This window comes from Achromobacter pulmonis, from assembly GCF_021733725.1.
In the GTDB taxonomy this organism is placed as follows: domain Bacteria; phylum Pseudomonadota; class Gammaproteobacteria; order Burkholderiales; family Burkholderiaceae_B; genus Achromobacter; species Achromobacter pulmonis.
Genome location: NZ_JAIFOT010000001.1, coordinates 1,036,247 through 1,054,480, shown reverse-complemented (window position 1 = coordinate 1,054,480; position 18,234 = coordinate 1,036,247). Strand labels below are relative to the sequence as shown.

25 protein-coding genes are annotated in these 18,234 nt (G+C 68.8%); 17 read left to right on the top strand and 8 right to left on the bottom strand.

All coding sequences use genetic code 11. From position 1 onward, the window contains the following. Positions 1 to 94 precede the first annotated feature (94 nt). Positions 95 to 538: a CesT family type III secretion system chaperone gene (locus tag K2W61_RS04860; RefSeq protein WP_236755127.1), complete on the top strand. Its 444-nt coding sequence runs from the start codon at positions 95 to 97 to the stop codon at positions 536 to 538. A gap of 32 nt (positions 539 to 570) precedes the next feature. Here the strand turns inward: K2W61_RS04860 and K2W61_RS04855 are convergent, their stop codons facing one another. The 8 genes from K2W61_RS04855 to sctW are packed head-to-tail and all read right to left on the bottom strand — an operon-like array spanning position 571 to position 6,856. Continuing rightward, a complete protein-coding gene (locus K2W61_RS04855; RefSeq protein WP_025137564.1) occupies positions 571 to 837 on the bottom strand; it encodes an EscF/YscF/HrpA family type III secretion system needle major subunit in 267 nt (88 codons plus the stop codon). Positions 838 to 847: 10 nt separating this feature from the next. Beyond that, positions 848 to 1,105 carry an EscE/YscE/SsaE family type III secretion system needle protein co-chaperone gene (locus K2W61_RS04850; protein WP_175134755.1) on the bottom strand — a complete coding sequence of 86 codons (258 nt, stop codon included), beginning with the start codon at positions 1,103 to 1,105 and terminating at the stop codon, positions 848 to 850. A 22-nt stretch (positions 1,106 to 1,127) separates the two neighbouring features. Continuing rightward, positions 1,128 to 2,450 carry a type III secretion system inner membrane ring subunit SctD gene (gene sctD / locus K2W61_RS04845; RefSeq protein WP_175141640.1) on the bottom strand — a complete coding sequence of 441 codons (1,323 nt, stop codon included), beginning with the start codon at positions 2,448 to 2,450 and terminating at the stop codon, positions 1,128 to 1,130. A 25-nt stretch (positions 2,451 to 2,475) separates the two neighbouring features. Next, a complete protein-coding gene (sctV, locus tag K2W61_RS04840; protein WP_175134450.1) occupies positions 2,476 to 4,569 on the bottom strand; it encodes a type III secretion system export apparatus subunit SctV in 2,094 nt (697 codons plus the stop codon). Between the two features lie 8 nt (positions 4,570 to 4,577). Then, positions 4,578 to 4,937 carry a type III secretion apparatus assembly chaperone SctY gene (gene sctY, locus K2W61_RS04835; RefSeq protein ID WP_175134451.1) on the bottom strand — a complete coding sequence of 120 codons (360 nt, stop codon included), beginning with the start codon at positions 4,935 to 4,937 and terminating at the stop codon, positions 4,578 to 4,580. Between the two features lie 8 nt (positions 4,938 to 4,945). Then, positions 4,946 to 5,353, bottom strand: a complete 408-nt coding sequence (gene sctX, locus K2W61_RS04830) for a type III secretion apparatus assembly protein SctX (protein ID WP_175134452.1) — start codon at positions 5,351 to 5,353, stop codon at positions 4,946 to 4,948. A gap of 25 nt (positions 5,354 to 5,378) precedes the next feature. Next, a complete protein-coding gene (locus tag K2W61_RS04825) occupies positions 5,379 to 5,759 on the bottom strand; it encodes a hypothetical protein (RefSeq protein ID WP_175134453.1) in 381 nt (126 codons plus the stop codon). Further along, positions 5,756 to 6,856 carry a type III secretion system gatekeeper subunit SctW gene (gene sctW, locus K2W61_RS04820; RefSeq protein WP_175134454.1) on the bottom strand — a complete coding sequence of 367 codons (1,101 nt, stop codon included), beginning with the start codon at positions 6,854 to 6,856 and terminating at the stop codon, positions 5,756 to 5,758. The genes K2W61_RS04825 and sctW overlap by 4 nt, the downstream gene beginning before the upstream one ends. Positions 6,857 to 7,083: 227 nt before the next feature. On the opposite strand from sctW, the gene K2W61_RS04815 reads away from it, so the two are divergent. From K2W61_RS04815 to K2W61_RS04740, 16 genes are all read left to right on the top strand, one after another. Beyond that, on the top strand, positions 7,084 to 7,809 hold the full coding sequence (locus K2W61_RS04815) for a hypothetical protein (protein WP_236755126.1): 726 nt from the start codon (positions 7,084 to 7,086) through the stop codon (positions 7,807 to 7,809). A 33-nt stretch (positions 7,810 to 7,842) separates the two neighbouring features. Next, a complete protein-coding gene (locus tag K2W61_RS04810) occupies positions 7,843 to 8,634 on the top strand; it encodes a hypothetical protein (RefSeq protein WP_175141638.1) in 792 nt (263 codons plus the stop codon). A gap of 84 nt (positions 8,635 to 8,718) precedes the next feature. After that, a complete protein-coding gene (locus K2W61_RS04805; protein ID WP_236755125.1) occupies positions 8,719 to 9,315 on the top strand; it encodes a hypothetical protein in 597 nt (198 codons plus the stop codon). A gap of 41 nt (positions 9,316 to 9,356) precedes the next feature. Continuing rightward, positions 9,357 to 9,668 carry a hypothetical protein gene (locus tag K2W61_RS04800; protein WP_175134456.1) on the top strand — a complete coding sequence of 104 codons (312 nt, stop codon included), beginning with the start codon at positions 9,357 to 9,359 and terminating at the stop codon, positions 9,666 to 9,668. A 22-nt stretch (positions 9,669 to 9,690) separates the two neighbouring features. Continuing rightward, complete coding sequence (locus K2W61_RS04795; RefSeq protein WP_175134457.1) at positions 9,691 to 10,194, top strand: SycD/LcrH family type III secretion system chaperone; 504 nt, start codon at positions 9,691 to 9,693, stop codon at positions 10,192 to 10,194. A gap of 1 nt (position 10,195) precedes the next feature. Next, positions 10,196 to 11,017 carry a type III secretion system translocon subunit SctB gene (gene sctB / locus K2W61_RS04790; protein ID WP_175134458.1) on the top strand — a complete coding sequence of 274 codons (822 nt, stop codon included), beginning with the start codon at positions 10,196 to 10,198 and terminating at the stop codon, positions 11,015 to 11,017. 22 nt (positions 11,018 to 11,039) lie between these two features. Continuing rightward, positions 11,040 to 12,323 carry a type III secretion system translocon subunit SseC family protein gene (gene sctE / locus K2W61_RS04785; RefSeq protein WP_175134459.1) on the top strand — a complete coding sequence of 428 codons (1,284 nt, stop codon included), beginning with the start codon at positions 11,040 to 11,042 and terminating at the stop codon, positions 12,321 to 12,323. A gap of 26 nt (positions 12,324 to 12,349) precedes the next feature. Next, positions 12,350 to 12,829, top strand: coding sequence for a SycD/LcrH family type III secretion system chaperone (locus K2W61_RS04780; protein WP_336885384.1), 480 nt, complete (start codon positions 12,350 to 12,352; stop codon positions 12,827 to 12,829). A 69-nt stretch (positions 12,830 to 12,898) separates the two neighbouring features. After that, positions 12,899 to 13,306 carry a tetratricopeptide repeat protein gene (locus tag K2W61_RS04775; RefSeq protein WP_236755124.1) on the top strand — a complete coding sequence of 136 codons (408 nt, stop codon included), beginning with the start codon at positions 12,899 to 12,901 and terminating at the stop codon, positions 13,304 to 13,306. A 7-nt stretch (positions 13,307 to 13,313) separates the two neighbouring features. Next, positions 13,314 to 13,730 (top strand): type III secretion system inner rod subunit SctI, encoded by a 417-nt coding sequence (gene sctI, locus K2W61_RS04770; RefSeq protein WP_175134460.1) that lies wholly within the window; start codon positions 13,314 to 13,316, stop codon positions 13,728 to 13,730. 17 nt (positions 13,731 to 13,747) lie between these two features. After that, positions 13,748 to 14,551 carry a type III secretion system inner membrane ring lipoprotein SctJ gene (gene sctJ / locus K2W61_RS04765; RefSeq protein WP_419761631.1) on the top strand — a complete coding sequence of 268 codons (804 nt, stop codon included), beginning with the start codon at positions 13,748 to 13,750 and terminating at the stop codon, positions 14,549 to 14,551. A gap of 2 nt (positions 14,552 to 14,553) precedes the next feature. Next, a complete protein-coding gene (locus tag K2W61_RS04760) occupies positions 14,554 to 15,210 on the top strand; it encodes a SctK family type III secretion system sorting platform protein (RefSeq protein ID WP_236755123.1) in 657 nt (218 codons plus the stop codon). Then, positions 15,180 to 15,830, top strand: a complete 651-nt coding sequence (locus tag K2W61_RS04755; protein ID WP_175134463.1) for an HrpE/YscL family type III secretion apparatus protein — start codon at positions 15,180 to 15,182, stop codon at positions 15,828 to 15,830. Before K2W61_RS04760 ends, K2W61_RS04755 begins: the two co-directional genes overlap by 31 nt. Positions 15,831 to 15,832: 2 nt before the next feature. After that, complete coding sequence (sctN, locus tag K2W61_RS04750) at positions 15,833 to 17,164, top strand: type III secretion system ATPase SctN (protein WP_175134464.1); 1,332 nt, start codon at positions 15,833 to 15,835, stop codon at positions 17,162 to 17,164. Beyond that, positions 17,161 to 17,667, top strand: coding sequence for a type III secretion protein (locus K2W61_RS04745; RefSeq protein ID WP_175134465.1), 507 nt, complete (start codon positions 17,161 to 17,163; stop codon positions 17,665 to 17,667). The genes sctN and K2W61_RS04745 overlap by 4 nt, the downstream gene beginning before the upstream one ends. Then, positions 17,664 to 18,224 carry a hypothetical protein gene (locus tag K2W61_RS04740; protein WP_236755122.1) on the top strand — a complete coding sequence of 187 codons (561 nt, stop codon included), beginning with the start codon at positions 17,664 to 17,666 and terminating at the stop codon, positions 18,222 to 18,224. Before K2W61_RS04745 ends, K2W61_RS04740 begins: the two co-directional genes overlap by 4 nt. The last annotated feature ends 10 nt before the right edge of the window (positions 18,225 to 18,234 follow it).

The window sequence follows — 18,234 nt, the reverse complement described above, 5'->3', positions numbered from 1 at the left end:
GGGATTCGCGCATTACGGATGCGATAATGTCGACTCTTCAATTTCGCGCCCGGATGTCGCGCCTGATAGCGGCCAGCGGCGCCATACCGCTACCGTGTCAGATTCCCACTTCGCCCAGGTGCTATCCGAGCTTGGCCAGGCGCTCGGCATCCCCGCCCTGGCGCCCGCCGAGGGCGGGCTGTGCCAACTGGCGTTCGATGGCCGTCATCTGGTGCAGCTGATGGAGCATGGCGCGCGCGGCCAGATCCTGCTGTCGTGTGCGGTGGGCGGGGGCAGGATGGACGGCGCCCAGGCCTTGCTGGCGGCGCAGGGCAATTTCCTGCAGGCCGCAGGCGGCGTGGTGGCCTGCGCCGCGCCCGACGGCCGCATGCATCTGCAACTGGGCATCGCGCGCGAACAATGCGGGGCGCAAGCGCTGCTGGCCGCCATCGAGGCGCTGCTCGATCAGGTCGAGGCCTGGGAAAAACGCATCGCGCGCGCGGCGCCCCAGGACGACGCGCCGCGGCGCAATCCCGCCTTCATGATGCAGTCGGTCTAGGGCGCCGGCGCGCGCGCCGCGCCGCTGCCGGTTCAACTGGCCTTCTGGATGACGCCCTTGAGCGAATCCGCGATCTGCTTGGTGATGGTGCTCTGGATCTCGATCAGCATGGTCCACTGCTGCACCTGCTGCTGCATCTTCAGCATGTCGGCCTGCGATACGCTGCCGTCGGCGTTGGTGCGCATGTTCGACAAGGTCGTCTGCAGATTGCTTTCTTGCGAGCGGATGCTGTCGTAGATGGTGTTGTTGACACTGTTGAAATTCAGGCCGGACGAGCCGGTCAGTCCGTTCAGGGCCATGTTGTGTCTCCTAGCGGGTCAGGGGAAAAGGGGAGGCGCCGGGCTCGGCGGCCGGCGCAAGTTCGGCCAGCACGTCGCGCGCGGCGGCGGCGGCCTGCGCCACCGCCTGGCATTGCTGGAACGCGACGGGCACCAGGCCCGAGTCCAGTTGCCGGCAGGCGCGTTGTTCCAGGGCGGCGAGCCGTTGCGCCAGCGTGGCGCGCAGCGCCGCGCCGTCGGGGCCGGCGAGGCGTTGTTCCAGTTCGGTGAGGGCGGTGGCAGCGTTCATGCGGGCGGGAGCGGTTAGGGAGTCAGCGCGTCACGATGGCGGTGCGCGGGCCTTCGAAGATGATGCGGGTGTTTTCCACGGCGACCAGGCGGTACTTGCGGTAGACGCCGCCGACCAGCAGCTTACTGCCGTCTTCCAAAACGACAAAGGGTTGCGGTCCGCCGACGACGCTGCGGATCACGAAGGGCACGCTGTCGGCGGTCGGCGCGGCGCTGGCGGCGGCCAGCCGCGCCACGCCCAGGTGGCGCTGGTTGAAGTCGTCCAGCACCTCGCGCAGGCGCGCCTGCTGGTCGTCATCGAGCGCGCCGGCCGCGATTTCCAGATGGTCCGGCTTCCAGGCCAGGGTGATGCCGGACAGGCCGGCGTCCACCAACTGGCTCGACAGCGTATCGCTGAGCTGCTGCGTCAAGGCAATGTCGTTGCCCAGCACCGTCATGCCGGGCAACTGCGCCCGCAGCGCGTCCAGCGCCGAGGCGCGTTCGCGCGCGCTGCTGGCGATGCCGGCCACCACCAGCCGGCCGTCGCCTTCGTAGCGCGGTTCGTAGCGCACATTGAAGGCGCGCAGCGCGCCGCGGGCCGTGCGCACGACTTCGTCTTCATTGCTGATGCGCATCGCCGGCATCGGCCAGACCTGCGACAGCGCTGCCGCCACGGCATCCTGCTCGGCCGCATTGCGGACCCAGCCCGACACCGTCACTGTGCCATTGCGCGACATCGAAACGTGCAGCCGCGAGGCCAGGCCCATGCGTTCGAAGATGGCGGAAATCTGCCCCACGGACTTCTCGGCGGCGGCCAGGCGCGGGTCGACCTGCGGCGCGCGGCTGGCGGTCGATGGCGGCATCAGGGCCAGGAAGATGGCCACGATGATGGTCAGTGCCACCGCGCCCAGGCCCAGCAGCATCGGCCACGAGTCGCGCTTGCGGCGCACCGGGGCCGGGGGAGGCGGACGGCGTTCCTGCGGGCGCGCCGCGCCGGCGGCCGGCGCGGCAGTCTCGGGCGGCGGCGCCGCCTCGGGCGCGGTCACGGCCGGGGCGACGGCATCGTTGGCGGCGTCGGGCGCGTTGGTCCAGGGGTCGCCGCGGCGGGCCACCGTGATCCAGACCGGGCCCAGCGGCACCGGGCGGTTGAACGGGGTGGCGGGCGTTTGGGCCGGCGCGGCGTCGTCCAGCGCCAGGTCCCAGCCGCCCTCGCCGATGCGCACGCGCGCGGCGCGCGGCCCCATGCCGTCGTCGGCCAGCACGATGTCGCAGGCCGGATCGGCGCCCAGCACCGAGCCATCGGCCACCAGGCAGCGGGCGTCGCGGTGCAGGCCGGACAGCACGCGGAGTTCCAGCGCTTCGCTCATGACAGGGCTCCGGTTGCGGGCGGATTCACAGGTCCACCCTGGCCAGCGGCTGCACGTTGATTTCCTGGGTCAGCTCCTGGTAGGACAGAACCGGCAGTTCGTACAGGTCCTGTTCGATCATCTTGCGCAGGTAGCGGCGAATGTCCATCGAGGTCAGCAGCACCGGCTTTTGCGCTGCCGCCGCCAGGTCGCCGGTGACGCGCTTGATGTTGTCCACCAGCTTCTTGGAGGCATTGGGGTCGAGCGCCAGGTAGCTGCCGGCGGAGGTCTGGCGGATGGCGCCGCGCACGGTTTCCTCGACATTGGGCGCGAGCAGGTAGGCCGGCAGGATATTCTGGCCGCTGGAGTATTTGTAGCTGATATGGCGCTTGAGCGAGACGCGCACGTATTCGGTCAGCAGCACCGAATCCTTTTCCTTCTGGCCCCATTCGATCAGGGCTTCCAGCACCGCGCGCAGGTTGCGCACCGAGATGTCCTCGGACACCAGCCGCTGCAGGATTTCGGCGATTTTCTGCACCGGCATCACGCGCAGCGCTTCCTTGACCAGGTCGGGGAAGCGGTCTTCCATGGCGGTCAGCAGGAAGCGGGTTTCCTGGATGCCGATGAAATCCGACGAGTATTTTTTCAGTACGAAGGCCAGGTGCCAGGTCAGCACCTGGTGCGGGTCCAGGAAGGGAATGCCGGCGGCCGACAGGGTCGGGGCCAGGCCGGCCTCGACCCACAGCGTGGGGATGTTCGGCAGGAAGCGCTTGTCGGTTTCATACGGCACCTGCAGCGCCTGCAGGTTCTGCTCGGTATCGCGCACCAGCACCGACCCCGGGCGCAGCTTGCCCTGGGATACCGGCACCTCGGACAGCAGAATGTTGTAGCTGTCCGGCGGCAGGGCGTCGTTGAAGCGCAGTTGGATGCCGGGGAATGGCACGCCCAGGTCGAAATACAGGGCGCGGCGGATCTTGAGCAGTTCGTCGTTGAGCTCATCGGCATCGAAGCTGCGCTGCAGCGCGGCGGCCACGTCGATCATCAACGGCAAGGTGGGCGCGAATTCGGCGCTGCCATCGGTGCGCGGCTTGGCCTGCGGTTTCTGGCCGTCGGCGGCCAGCGCCGGAATCTCGGTGATTTCGCCGGTCTTCTCGTCCACCACCTTGCGGGTGCCGCGCAGCAGTACGAAGCCGACGGTGCCGACCACCGCGGCCAGCGCCAGGAAGGTCAGGGTGGGCATGCCGGGGATCAGGCCCATGCCGATGGCGATGGCGGCCGCGATCAGCAGCGCGCGCGGCTGGGCCAGCACCTGGGCGCCGATGTCCTTGCCGACGTTGGAAGGGCCGTCGCCGGTCTGCACCCGGGTCACGATGATGCCGGCGCAGATGGCGATGAACAGGGCCGGGATCTGCGCGATCAGGCCGTCGCCGATGGTCAGGATCGAATACACCTGCACCGCTTCGCCGGCGGACAGGCCGCGCTGCATGGTGCCGATGAGAATGCCCCCGAGCAGGTTGACCGAGACGATGATGAGCCCGGCAATGGCGTCGCCCTTGACGAATTTCATGGCGCCGTCCATGGCGCCATAGAGCTGGCTTTCCTTTTCCACCAGCGAGCGGCGCTTGCGCGCCTCGTCCATGTCGATGGTGCCGGCGCGCAGGTCGGCGTCGATCGACATCTGCTTGCCGGGCATGGCGTCCAGCGAGAAGCGCGCCGCCACCTCGGCCACGCGTTCGGCGCCCTTGGTGATGACCACGAACTGCACGATGGTGAGGATCAGGAACACCACCAGGCCGACGATCAGGTTGCCCCCCACCACGAAGTTGCCGAAGGTCTCGATGATGTGGCCGGCATCGCCCTGCAGCAGGATCAGGCGGGTGGTGGCAATCGAAATGCCCAGGCGGAACAGGGTGGTGACCAGCAGCACCGAGGGAAAGGAGGAAAAGGCCAGCGGCGACGGCAGGTACATCGCCACCATCAGTAGAATCGCCGACAGCGTCATGTTGGTGCCGATCAGCACATCGACCAGGGCCGTCGGCAGCGGCAGGATCATCATGAAGATGATCGAGACGATCAGCACCGCCAGGACGATATCGTTGCGGCTGGTGGCGACGGCGACGGCGCGGTTCAGGGCTTGCATGGGACGGCTCAAGTCGTTTCTGCTTCGGTAGAGGCGGCCGCCGGGACGGGCCGCAGGGCAACATAGGCACGCATGGCCGCGGCGGCCTCGTCGCGGCGTTCCAGGGCCAGCAGCGCCTGCGAGCGGATCAGGTGGAAGGGCGCGTCGACGCCGCCCTGCATGGCCAGCTGGTCCAGGGTCGACAGGGCCGCGTCCGGCTTGCCGGCGCGCAACTGCGCCAGTGCCAGCGTGGCCAGCTGGCGGCCGTCGGCCAACCCCAGCGTGCGCAGGGCATTCAGCAACACCGCGGTCTTTTCGGGCCGGTTGTTTTCGAGATAGACGTAGGCCAGCAGGCTGAGCAGCTCGCGGGCATCGGGCGGCAGGAGCATGGACGCGTTCATCCCTGGTACAGCGCGCTGCGATACATGGTGACCAGATCGCGCAGTCCGGCTTCGTCCTTGAGCAGCCGCACCGCGCGGTTCAGCGCGCGCGCCTCGTCCGGACTGGCGTCCTGGCGCTGCTCGGCCGCGGCGGCCAGGCTGTCCAGCGTCGCTTGCAGGGTCTGCGCGAACTTGCCGGGCAGCAGCAGGTCGCGGTTGGCGATGGCGGGGCGCAATTGCTGGTCGAGGTAGCGGCCGGTATTGGGCGTGTCGAGCAACTGAGCCAGTTGCGCCTTGACGCCGTCGGTGGGCGGCGCCAGCTCCTGGCGTTCCGGCAGGTGTTGGCCGGCGGCTTCGCGGCCGGCATAGGAAATGCCGTCCAGCCCGCGGTCGAAGGCGAAACCACTGATGCGCATATCGGACATGGTGTGGGGGTCTCCGTCGCCAGGGTCAGTCGGTGCGGGTGTCGTCGAGCCAGCGCGCCAGCCGCTCCACCGCCTGCCGCAGCGCGGGCGCGTCGCTGTGGTCGATGGGCAGGCGGGTCAGGGCCAGCAGGCGGGGAATGCCGTCCTGTTCGCGCAGGGCGGCCTGCACCGGGGCGCCGTCCAGGTGCGCATGGTGCGCGCGCCGCCAGGCCCGCAGCAGGCGCGGTGCGGCGTCGTAGGGCACCGGGTCCGACACATAGACCAGCACCTCGGTCGCGGCCGCCTCGATGGCGACCCGGCGGCCCGAGTCCAGTTGCAGCGCCAGGTTGCCGCGCGGACCCAGGGCCAGCCGTTCCAGGCCGATGCTTTCGCCGAAGGCGCCGAGGGCGCGATCCAGGCTGTTCATTCGTATTCCTCGTCGATGGCCGCGTCCAGGGCCAGTTGCGCCGCGCCCAAGGCCGACTGGCGGGCATCCATGTCGGGGAACATCGGCAGCGGCAGGTCCTTGAGCACCGCCCGCACGCCGCCCAGGAAAGCGATGCGCGCGGCGACCGAATCGGCGCCATGCGAGGCCGCCAGGGCGGTGAAGCGCGATTCCGACAGCCACTTTTCGTTGCTGATGTTGACCAGGTCCTGCATCAGCCGCTCGGCCGCCAACGGCTTGCCGTGTTCGCGCGCCATCTTTTCGCCGAGTTCGCCGCAGCCGTCCAGCACGGTGACGGCCACGCCCAGTTGATACAGGTCCTGCATCAGGGCCTGCAACCGGTCGGGGCTGGTGGAGGGGCGCGCCGCGGCCAGGTCCAGGCCCAGCGCCTGGATCAGTTGTTGCAGGCCGCGCGTCACGTCCTGTCCGCCGAAACGTTCCAGCGCCAGCGAGAGGGTCTTGGCCAGCGAGTTTTCGCCCAGCACCACGTCCTGGTAGGTGCGCTGGAAATCTGCTACCCCTTGGGCGTCGTCGGCGTAGCCGGCGGCCGCGCCGACGGTGTTCAGGCTGGCGCGGATCTGCGGACCGCTTTCCAGTTCCAGGTCGGCCAGCGCCTCGCGCAGCCCGTCGAGCACCGCTTCGGGCGCGCCCTCGCGCTCGCCCTGGCGCAGCGCGTATTGCAGGCCGAGGTATTGCCGGGCCGGATCGCCGAATGCCTGGGCCGCGGCCTGGCGCGGATCGGCGCGGCCGGCCAGCAGATGGCGCGCCAGCTCGATCAGCTTTTCCTGGGCATCGGCGTCGTGCGATTCGGCCAGATAGGCCACGATGGCTTCGGTGCTGAGCAGTTGCAGCGGCGCTTCGCGGCCGATCTTGCGCTCGGCGTGGTGTTTGTCCTCGGTTTTCTCGGCCATGTGCAGGCTGAGTTCCTCGGCGGCATCGGCCAGCGAGACTTCGCCTTCGACCGCCATGGCGGCCTGACCCAGCATCGTGCCGACCTGCTGCTGGCCGTGCTGGGAGTCGGCATGCGAGGTCGTGGACGAGAAGGCGGAGGCGGGCAGGCCGGCGTCGATACGGTTCATGAGGGCGCGGGAAAGGGCGGCTGACAGCCGCGCATGGTCTGGGGTAGTAACGGCTGGGCGAGGAAAGTTCCATCCTGTTTGCATGGAACCAAGGCCGGCCGCCGGTTACGTACACCGGCAGGCCGCGGATTCCCCGGAACCCGGACGCGCCGCACCGAATTTCAGGGTTAACCCGTGCCGTCCAGGCGCCGTGCAGCGGCGCCAGCGGCCGAATCAAGGAGAAAGGAATGGCTACGGTTTCCGGAGTGGGAGTCGGGAGTGTCGCGGGCATGGACCTGTCGAGCATGGATCTGGAGACCGCGCTGATGGCGGTGCAGACCCAGCGTTCGCAGTTGCTGGAGGACGCCCTGCGCCAGCAGCTGGATTCGGTCAACGGCCGCAATGCGCAGATGGCGGGCCTGAACGAGTCGATGAATGCGAAGAACGCCGAGAACCTGAAGCTGGAGTCGTCCAGCGTGGCGCTGCAGGGGCAGATCGACCAGCTCAAGGATCTGCAGGGGCGCCTGTCGGCGAGCAAGTGTCCGAACCCCGAGGGCTGGTACGGTTTGTCCTGGGGGCAGGGCGACGACAAGGCGCTTTCGCACGCCACGCTTGACCAGATCAAGGCGGCGGGGCTGACGATCCCGACCGGCGACGACGCGCCCCGCGATGTCGATCGCAACGGCACCATGGACGCGAAGGGGCGGGTGGTGCAGGGCTTCGTCGACCAGCTGGGCGCCAAGATTTCGGCGCTCGAGGCCCAGATCGCCAGCAATGGCAAGACCATCGAGGCCAACAAGCAGGCGGTCACCGAAATCAAGAGTTCGCTCGACAACCTGAGCAACACCCAGCAGATGGAGATGCTGCGGCTGCAGGGGCTGACCGGCAAGCGCAATGAAGCCTTCGATGTGATGACCAACTTCATCAAGAAGATGCAGGAAAGCCGGTCGTCCATCATTGGCAACATGCGTTGATGGCGTGAACGGGGGCGGATGATGACCGGACCTGTGAGCGGCAGCCAACCCAACCTGGGGGGCGTGGGGCTGGAGAGTTCCAGCGGTGTGCGTGGCGCCGACCTGGTGGGCGCCGACCAGGAGACCGCCATGCTCAGTGTGCAGGGCGAGCGTGGGCGCCTGCTCGACAAGCAGGTCGAGACGCAGATCCAGGAATTGCGCGCGCTCAACCGCCGCCTTGAGCTGCTCAACACGGTGCAGGCCGGCCTGAAGGCGGTGCAGGCACAGTTCAACGCGGGCGCCAAGTACGACAAGGAATGGGACGACGCCAGCGGTGGCTGGAGCTTCGCGCTGGCCGATCGCATCAATCGGGCGGCGGCCGAGGCTGGCCTCAACCTGGGGTTCGCCGCCGACAGCAACTCCTGGCGCCTGTTCGGCCACATGGGCGACATGAAGGACTTTGCCCGCGCCTACCTGCCTGCCGATCAGGCCGATCAGTTGGCGCATTGGCGCGACGAGGGCGACCTGGGCGGCTATCTGCTGGCCGCGGAGCTGGTCGACCAGATGGCGGGCCACGATGGCTTCATGACCCCCGACTACCCCGGGCAAACCCTTAATCGCTGCCCGGGCGGCATCCGCTACGACTCGGAATATGGCGAGCTGCGCCAGGCCGTGACCCGGGTCCAGGGCGCCATCGACGAGGCTTCGAGCCTGCAGCAGGACCAGATGCTGCGGCTGCAGGCACTGATGAACCGCCGCAACGAGTCGGCCGACATGCTGAGCAATTACGTCAGGAAGATGCAGGACAGCCGGATGGCGATTTCCGAGAAGATTCGTGGAACCTGAAGCCGGGTTCCGTTACTTACGCTGCATAGTCGGTCAACCGCAACATCGAACCCGGACGATAGGGCCGGACCAGGAGCTTCTTCCATGAGCGTGAACATGAACCCCGCCGGCGTCGGCGCCATCAACATGACCGATCTTTCGGGCATGGACATCGAGACCGCCCTGATGATGGTGCAGACCGAGCGCACCAAACTGCTGGACAGCCAGCTCAAGAGCCAGATCGAGGAAGTGCAGAAGCGCAACGAACTGACCGGCGCGCTCAACGACATGCAGGCCAAGCTCAACGGCATGAAGGGCACGCTGGACTCCAAGGACGCCAAACCGGGCGACAGAGTCAGCGAAGGCGCCGGCACGCCCACCAACAAGACGCTGGCCACCGAATACGCGACCCAGGCGTTCAAGCTGGGCATGGATCCGGCGCCGGTGACGGCGACGCCGATCAAGGATGCCGCCGGCAATGTCGTCGGCGCCACCGTGACCGGCATGCCGACCCGTGAAGGGCTGGAAAAGGCCATTCCCGACCTCAAGAGCAAGCTCGATTCCGCCAGCAACAGCCAGCAGATGGACATGCTGCGCCTGCAAAGCCTGTCGAACAAGCGCAACGAGGCCTTCGACACCATGACCAATTTCATCAAGAAGATGCAGGACAGCCGTTCGTCGATCATCGGCAACATGCGCTGATCCTCCTTCCTTTCCACCTGCCCGCAATCCGGAGAACGGCAATGGCCGACACCCAAGACCAGAACATCCAGGACCTTATCGAACGCGCCGACGCCGCCGTGCGCGAAGCCCAGCGGTCCATCGAGGCATCCGACGACAACCTGCGCAAACTGGGGCTGGATCCGGACAAGGTCCGCGCCACGCTCCAGGCGCAGCCGATGGACGAGCGCCAGCGCGAGGAAGCCGAGGCGCTGTTCCGCCAGGACATGGAGGCGGTCGACCGCGAGGTCGAGCAGGAAGCCGCTTATGCGCGCCAGCGCAGCACGCCGCGGGCGCCGGGCGCCCCGGTCAAGCGTCCGCGCACGATGGTCTGACCCAGCCGCCCGGGAGCCCGCCATGAATACCGCCGCCCAGGCGCCGATGACCGGCGCGGAATACGCAGCGCTGCATGACCAGATCGTTGACCAGATGGCCCGGGGCGGCAGCCTGGGCCAGCTCAAGGGCATGACCGCCGACGAGTGCGAGGCGCTCTACGCCCTGGGCTATGGCCTGTATGAAAAGGGGCGCTATGCCGATGCGCTCAAGGTGCTGGCCTACCTGGTGACGCTGGACCACACCGAGCATCGCTACCTGGTGGCGCTGGGCGCCACGGCCCAGGCCATGGGCAAGCACGCCGATGCGCTGCAGCAGTACATGGCCGCCACGCTGCTTGACCCGCTGGAGCCGGCGCCCGTGTTCCATGCGGCCCAATGCCTGCTCGAAATGGGACAACCCGCCGCCGCCCTGCAGTCGTGCGACCTGGCGCTGGCCATGTGCAAACCGGATCGCCATGCCGCGCTGGCCGAGCGCGCGCGCGGCCTGCGCGATCTGCTGGCGGCGCGTGGGGCCAAGGAGAATTGAGATGATCAACGTCAACAACCCGGGCGCCATCAATCCGGCGCTGCTCGATCCGCTGGCCGGCGCGGAAGCCGCGCAGGCGGCAACCCCCGGCTATACCTCGCTGGATGCCACCCAGTTCGTCGGCAAGGGCGGCGCCGCCGACAAACTGGCGTCCCTGGGCCTGCCGCCGCCTGGTCAGGGGGACATCGCGGGCGCGGCCGATGCGCTGAACAAGCTGATGGCCAATGCCGATACCGACATGTACGCGGTGATGGCCCTGCTGCAGAAGATCTCGCAGGAACAGCGCAACGCGGCCCGGGCCGACCGCGCCGCCTCGCTGGATGCGCAGACGCAGTCGCTGCTGGCCGCGGCCGACAAGATCAAGGAAGCGGCCGAAGAACGCTTCAAGGGGGCGCTGGCACAGGGCATCAGCCAGATCGTAGGCGGGGCCATGCAGGCCGGCATCGGCGCCGCGGGCGTGGCGGCCACGGGGGCCTCGGCCCGCATGACCACCACGTCCAGCCCGTTGACCGCGCAGCAGACCGTGACGCAGGCCAGGCTGGATGGCTTTGCCACCAATTCCGCCGGCATCGGCCAGGGCTTGAGTGGCATGACCGGCGGCGTGGGCGGCATTGTCCAGGCGGCCTATGACCAGAAGGCGGGCCTGGCCGACGCGGAGCGATCGCGGCTGGAAGCCGATGCCAAGGTCGCCGAATCGGGGGCGCAACACGCCAACGACGTGATGCAGCAGATGATGGACGTCATCCGCGATATCCGCGACAAGCTCGGCGCGATCGAACAGAGCCGCAGCGAAACCAATCGCGGCATCGCCCGCAATCTCTGAGCCTGCCAGGGGAGCCAAGATCATGGATATCCGCCCTTCCACCGGCAATGCCGGGCTGACGCCGGCACTGGACCCGTCCGGCGCGGGCGCCGCCACGGGCGCGGCGGCCGAAGCCGCCCTGCGCGCCGCCAGCGGCCTGGACCTGGCCGCCCTGGCCTCGCAGTGGGCATCGAGCGTGGCGCAGGCGCGCAGCGGCGGCGGCGACGGCGTCACCAACGCCAATGGCAAGCCCGCCATCGCTCCGCCGAGCCGCGAGTTTTCGGCCGCCGAAATGGTGGACCTGCTGCGCGCCCTGCAGGGCAAGACGCAGGATGCGCAATTGCGCTCGGCCAAGGAGAACATCGAGAACAACCGCATCGAGCAGGCCAAGAACAACGAAGAGCAGGCCCGCAAGGTCGATGAATGGATCCAGAAGAGCAAGGAAGCCGAGAAAGGCGGCATCCTGGGCAAGATATTCGGCTGGATCGGCGCCATCGTGGCCGCGATCGCGGCGGCGCTGATGGTGGTGGCGGCGGTGGCGGCCACGGCCGTCACGGGCGGCGCCGCCGGTCCGGTCATGGTGACGCTGGCGGCGATCGCGGTGGCGGGCGCGGTCAGCCTGTTGGCGAACCAGATATCGGCCGAATGCGGCGGCCCCGAGATCAGCATCAGCAATCTGATCACCCAGGCCGTGAGCAAGCTGCTGCAGGCCTTCGGCGTCGAGCCCGAGCTGGCCGAGAAGATCGGCAACATTGTGGCCGGCGCGTCCATGCTGATGACGGGCGCGGTCCTGATCGAGCCCGGCGCGCTGGGCAAGATGGCCGGCGCCATCGCGGTGGTGGCCGGGGCCGACCCGCAGACCGCGGGCTATATCGCCATGGCGGTCGGCCTGGCCGCGACGATCACGGTCGGGGTGGTGATGGCGGTTGCCTCGTTCGGCGCCGGCGCCGTGTCGGCCGGGGCCAACGCGGCCGCCAACGTCGGCTCGCAGACCGCGCGCAGCGTGGCCGATACCGTCAAGACCGCTGGCCAGGTGGCATCGGGCGCGGCCGCCGTGGCCAAGGGGACGGGGCAGGTCATCACCGGCGCCGAGACCATCAAGTCGGCGCAGGCGCAGGAGGCGGCCGACAAGGTGCTGGCCGACAAGAAGGCGCTGGAGGCCTTGCTGGTCAAGCTGCAGGCCTCGATGGAAGAAGACCGTGACCGGATCAAGAGCGTGATGCAGGCCATGGACGAGTCGATGCAGATGGTCAGCAAGATGATCAATGCGGCGGCCGACAGCATGAGCCAGGTCACCGCCAATATCGGCAAGCGCGCCATGGTCTGAATGGCATCAATATCGGAGCGAACCAAGTGTCCCTATCCTCACCCGCGACCTCGCGCAGCGCCTTCGGGCAGCAACTGTATGACGGCCTGGCCGCCTTGCCCGGCAGCCAGCGGCTCACCGCCGACCAGCTCGAGGTGATCTACGCCATGGCCTACGCCCACGTGGCGCAGGCCCAGTACGCCCAGGCGCTGCCGCTGTTTGCCTTCCTGTCGCAGTACGGTCCGACCCGCAAGCATTACCTGACCGGGCTGGCGCTGTGCCTGCAGATGCAGGCCCGCTTTGACGAGGCGATCCGGATTTATTCGCTGATCGGCGTGTTGTACCCGCTGGCGCCGGAGGCCACGCTGCGCGTGGCCGAATGCCAGCTGGCGTTGGCGCAGACCGGGGCGGCGCGCGAATCGTTGCAACTGGTGGCGCAGGCCGCCCAGGCTGACAGTAGCCATGCGTCATTGGGGGCGCGCGCGGCCAGCCTGTTGGCGCTGCTCGACAAAGGCGCCCTGCCGTGAACCAGAAACGATATGAACGATAGGGTCGAAGCAGGCTCGGCAGCAGCCGTCTCGGATGAGACGGCTTTTGTGCTTGATGCCGATGACGCGCGCGTCTTGACCGAAGTGGGATTCCTGGCCGCCGGCCGTGGCGACGTGGCGCGCGCCGATGTCATCTTCCAGGCGCTGCGCGCCTTGCGGCCGGGCCGCGCCTATCCCTGGCTGGGACTGGCGGTGGCGCGCCTGAACGCGGGCCGGGCGGACGAGGCGGTGCGGCTGCTGGAGCAGGGCGAGGCCAGCGCGGCGGCTGAACGCGGGCTGCTGGCGGCCTGGCGCGGGCTGGCGCTGCAACTGGCTGGCCGCACTGCCGAAAGCACGCGCCTGCTGCAAGCCTGCGCGCAAGGCGGCGAGGGCGCGGAGGGCATCGCACTGGCCCGTTCGCTGCTGGGCTTGCCGGCCGAAATGAACGACGACCCTTCCCGTGTGAACAAGTCCTAGGATAAATATGGAGATCACCGCGCTTTCCGCCGCAATGGCGCCCGTGCTGGACACGGTCAAGACCGCGCCGTCCGAGCTGGTCACGGAACGCTTCGCCCAATTGATGGCCGCGCCCGAAGCGGGCGCGCCCGCGCTCACCGGCCTGCAGGCTGCTTTGCAATCGGCCTTCACGCCCGCGATCGACGCCGCGCCTGCCACGCTCGGCAACCAGATTCTGGCCAGTCTGCGTAGTACCACCACCGAGTATTCGGAGAAGTGGCAAAACATCGCCGGCCGTCTCGATGCCATGTCGTCCGCGCCGGCCATTGCCGACATGCTGCGGCTGCAGGCCGACCTGGTGCAGGTGTCGGTGCAGTACGAACTGGTCGGCAAGGCGGTCTCGCGCACCACGCAGAACGTCGATTCGCTTGTCAGGATGTCCTAATGCACGCTGTTTCAACCCTGTCTTTTCCCGCGGCGCTGTCGCGCCTGCGCTGGCTGCTGCTGGGCCTGGCGCTGTTGCTGGCCGCTTGCGGCTCGCGCGTGGAGCTGTTCTCGGCCGCCAACGAAAGCGAGGCCAACGAGGTGCTGTCGGTGCTGCTCGATGCCGGCATCGCCGCGCAGAAGGCCGCCACCAAGGCCGGCGTGGCGGTGTCGGTGGACGGCGCGCAGGTGGCGCGCGCACTCGACATCCTGCGGGCGCGCGGCCTGCCGCGCGAACGCTTCGACGGCATGGGGCAGATCTTCCGCAAGGAAGGGCTGGTGTCCTCGCCGCTGGAAGAGCGCGCCCGCTATATCTACGCGCTGTCGCAGGAGCTGACCAACACGCTGTCGCAGATGGACGGCGTGCTGGCCGCGAGAGTCCACGTGGTGTTGCCCGAGCGCGGCGGCGTGGGTGAAAACACCACGCCCTCGACCGCCGCGGTCTTCATCAAGCACCAGACGGGCTACAACCTGGACGCGCTGCAACCGCAGATCCGCAAGCTGGTGACGCACGCGATTCCAGGATTGACGGAAGACCGGGTCTCGATCGCCCTGGTGTCGGCGCAACCGGCGGCCTCGGCGCCGGCCGCCGGCATGGCCACGCGGCAGGTGCTGGGCATCGAGGTCGGCGCGGATTCGTCGGCGACGTTGCTGGTCTGGCTGGTGGGGCTGATTCTGCTGGTGCTGATCCTGGCCGCCGCCCTGGGCTACCTGCTGTGGCGCTATGGCATGCCTGGCCGCGCCCAGCCCGCGCGCCGCGAGCCCGCGGCCGAGGCCCGTTGACGATGGCTTACGCGTCGGCCGTGCTGGATCGCAGGCTGGTTGCATTCAACCAGCTGCCCAGCCACACCCTGCACCCGAGCCGCCATGAACGCCATGCGCCGCCGGCCGCGTTCGCCGTGATCGCCGCGGCGCCTGCGCTGGCGCCGGCCTGGCATCGGCACTGGTCGCGCGACATCCTGGAGACGCTGGGCCTGTGGCAGCGCCCGGTCATCGATGCCACCCGCCCCGAACTGGCGTTGGCGCTGCTGGCGCCGGATGCGCTGGCACGCTGCGCGCGCCAGCTGGGCGCGGTGCTGTGCGGCCCACGGCTGCGCCGCGTCATCGCCGGCGACGACGTGCGCACGCTGATCGGCCGCTTCGGCGCCGACCTGCTGGATTTCACCCGCCGCACCGCCGGCGGCCTGCATGCAGGCCTGGCCGAGACGGCCGCCTGGTCATTGGACGACACTGCGGCCGCGGTCGACACGCTGGGCCTGGGCGCGCTGCGCGCGGCCCTGAGCGACGGCGGTCCCGAGCTGGCGCAGCGGGCCGAACTGAAACTGCCCGACCTGCCCGCGGCGCCCGCGCCGCTACCGGCAGCGCAGGCGCTGTCGCTAGGCTTGTCCCTGCTCAAGCAAACGGATCCCACATGGCTTTCCTCATTCCCCGCGATCCGCTGACGCCGCGCGCCGCGGACACCGGCGGCGCCGGGCGCATCGACCCCGCCGCGCGCATATTGCGGGCCGCCGAAAGGGCGGCCTGGGCCGATGCCGGCCAATTGCTGGCGCGGGCGCAGGCGCAGGCCGACGCCATCGTCGCCGGCGCTCAGGCGGCGTTCGAGGCCGAGCGCCAGCGCGGCTATGACGAAGGCCACGAAGCAGCGCTGCTCGACCAGGCCGAGAAGATGATCGAGACGGTCGGCCGCACGGTGGAGTATTTCGCCGGCGTCGAGAACGAAATGGTCGAGCTGGTGATGTCGGCCGTGCGCAAGGTGGTCGATGGCTTTGATGACCGCGAGAAGGTCATGGTGGTGGTGCGCAACGCCCTGGCGGTGGTGCGCAACCAGAAGCAGATGACGCTGCGCCTGAATCCGGCGGAAGTCGATACCGTGCGCGAGCAGATCAATGACCTGCTGGCGGCCTATCCCGGCGTCGGCTACCTGGACATCCTGGCCGACGGCCGGCTGGCGCGCGGCGCCTGCATCCTGGAAAGCGAGATCGGCATGGTCGAAGCCAGCCTGGAAGGGCAGATCCAGGCCTTGCGCCAGGCATTCCAGCGCACCCTGGGCAGCCGGGTCTAGCGATGCGCCAGTTCGACTACATCTCCGAGATGATGGCGCTGGCGCTGCAGGACACGCCGACGCTGCGCATCAAGGGCCGCGTCACGCAGGTGATCGGCACCATCATCAAGGCGGTGGTGCCGTCGGTGAAGGTGGGCGAGGTCTGCATCCTGCGCAACCCCGGCGAGAACTTCGAGATGAAGGGCGAGGTCGTGGGTTTTGCCCGCGATGCCGCATTGCTGACGCCGATTGGCGACATGTATGGCATCTCCACCGCCACCGAGGTCATCCCCACCGGCCGCGCCCACATGGTGCCGGTCGGGCCCGGCCTGCTGGGCCGGGTGCTGGACGGGTTGGGCCGGCCGCTGGACGAGGCCGAGCTGGGGCCGCTGGAGGCCAGCAAGTTCTACCCCGTGTTCGCCGAGGCGCCCGACCCGCTCAAGCGCCGCATCATCTCGCAGCCGCTGGAACTCGGCGTGCGCGCGCTGGACAGCGTGCTGACCTGCGGCGAGGGCCAGCGCATGGGGATCTTCGCGGCCGCCGGCGGCGGCAAATCGACGCTGATGGGCATGTTGGTCAAGGGCGCGGCGGTCGACGTGACGGTGGTCGCGCTGATCGGCGAACGCGGCCGCGAAGTGCGCGAATTCCTGGAACATGAGCTGGGTCGCGAAGGCCGGCGCAAAAGCGTGATCGTCTGCGCCACCAGCGACAAGTCGTCGATGGAACGGGCCAAGGCCGCCTATGTGGCCACCGCCATCGCCGAGTACTTCCGCGACCAGGGCAAGCGGGTGCTGTTCCTGATGGATTCGGTGACGCGCTTTGCCCGCGCCCAGCGCGAGATCGGCCTGGCGGCGGGCGAGCCGCCCACCCGCCGCGGCTATCCGCCTTCGGTGTTCGCCACGCTGCCCAAGTTGATGGAGCGCGCCGGCATGAACGAGCACGGCTCCATCACCGCCCTGTACACGGTGCTGGTGGAGGGCGACGACATGACCGAGCCCATCGCCGACGAGACCCGTTCCATTCTGGACGGCCACATCGTGCTGTCGCGCAAGCTGGGCGCGGCCAATCATTACCCCGCCATCGATGTGCTGGCGTCGGCCAGCCGCGTCATGAATGCGGTCATCACGCCCGAGCACAAGCGCGCCGCCGGCCGCCTGCGCGAACTGATGGCCAAGTACCAGGAAGTCGAGCTGCTGGTGAAGATCGGCGAATACAAGCGCGGCGGCGATGCGGTGACCGACGAGGCCATCGACAAAATCGGCGCCATCAACCAGTTCCTGCGCCAGCGCACCGATGAACGCGCCACGCTGGCCGAGGCGCTGGCGCAGATGAGCGGCATCGTGGGGACGGCATGAGCGTGTTCGACGAGCTGCTCGCTATCAAGCGCTTTCGCGAAGGCCAGGCCGAAATCGCGGTGTCGCGCCAGCGTCAGCGCCACGCCGAGGCCGAGGCCGCGCGCCAGGCGTCCGAGCAGGCGCTGGCGGATTTCCGCGACGAATCCGCGCGGCGCGAGCGCGCTATGTACCGCGACCTGTGCAGCCGCGTGGTGCGGGTGCGCGAGATCGAGAATGTGCTGCAGGGCGTGGCCGGCCTGCGCGACGGCGAGCGCCGCTGCGAACAGGCATTGGAGCAGGCGGCGCAGCGCCTGCGCGACGAAGCCCGGGCGCTGGCCGAGCGCCGCGAACAGCACCAGCAGGCGGTGCGCCTGACCGGCAAGTTCGTGGAACTGGCCAGCATTCACCTGGCCGAGCATCTCAAGGCGCTGGAGCACAAGGAAGACCAGGAAATGGAAGAGGCCGCCTCGCTGTCGCGCGATCGCGAGGACTGGGAACAGCACGAGGAGTTCGAACCGGCATGAGCATAGACCGACGCATCGGACTGGACACCGCCATCGCCCAGGGGTCGGGGTTGACCCAATCGGACGGCCAGGCGCCTGGCCGCCAGGCCAGCGATGCCGACCGGCGCGCGTTCGAGCAGGCCATGGCGCAGGGCGGCGAGGCCGCGCCGGCCGATGCGCCGGCCACACCTTCGCCGTTTTCGCTGTTCGGCGCCGGCCGCGCCGAGACCGCCCAGCCTGCCGCCGCGCCGCCGCAGGCATTGACGCAGGCGCTGCTCGGCAGCGCCGAGCAACTGCTGGTGGCCGATGGCAGCCAGGGCCGGCGCCAGGTGCGAGTGGAATTGAAGGATGAGGTGCTGCCCGGCGTCAGCGTGTCGGTCTACGAGGCCGAGGGCCGCGTCGTCGCCGATTTCAGCTGCGCCAGCGAGACCTCGCGTGAACGCCTGGCCAGTCTGGCGCGGCCGCTGGCCGAGCAACTGGCCGAGAGCCTGGGCCGGCCGACGCGCGTGCGCGTCGGCACCGATGACCCGGAAGACCCCTGCCTGGCGGAGACCGACGCCGACGCGCCGCTCCGTTGATCCCTGGAAC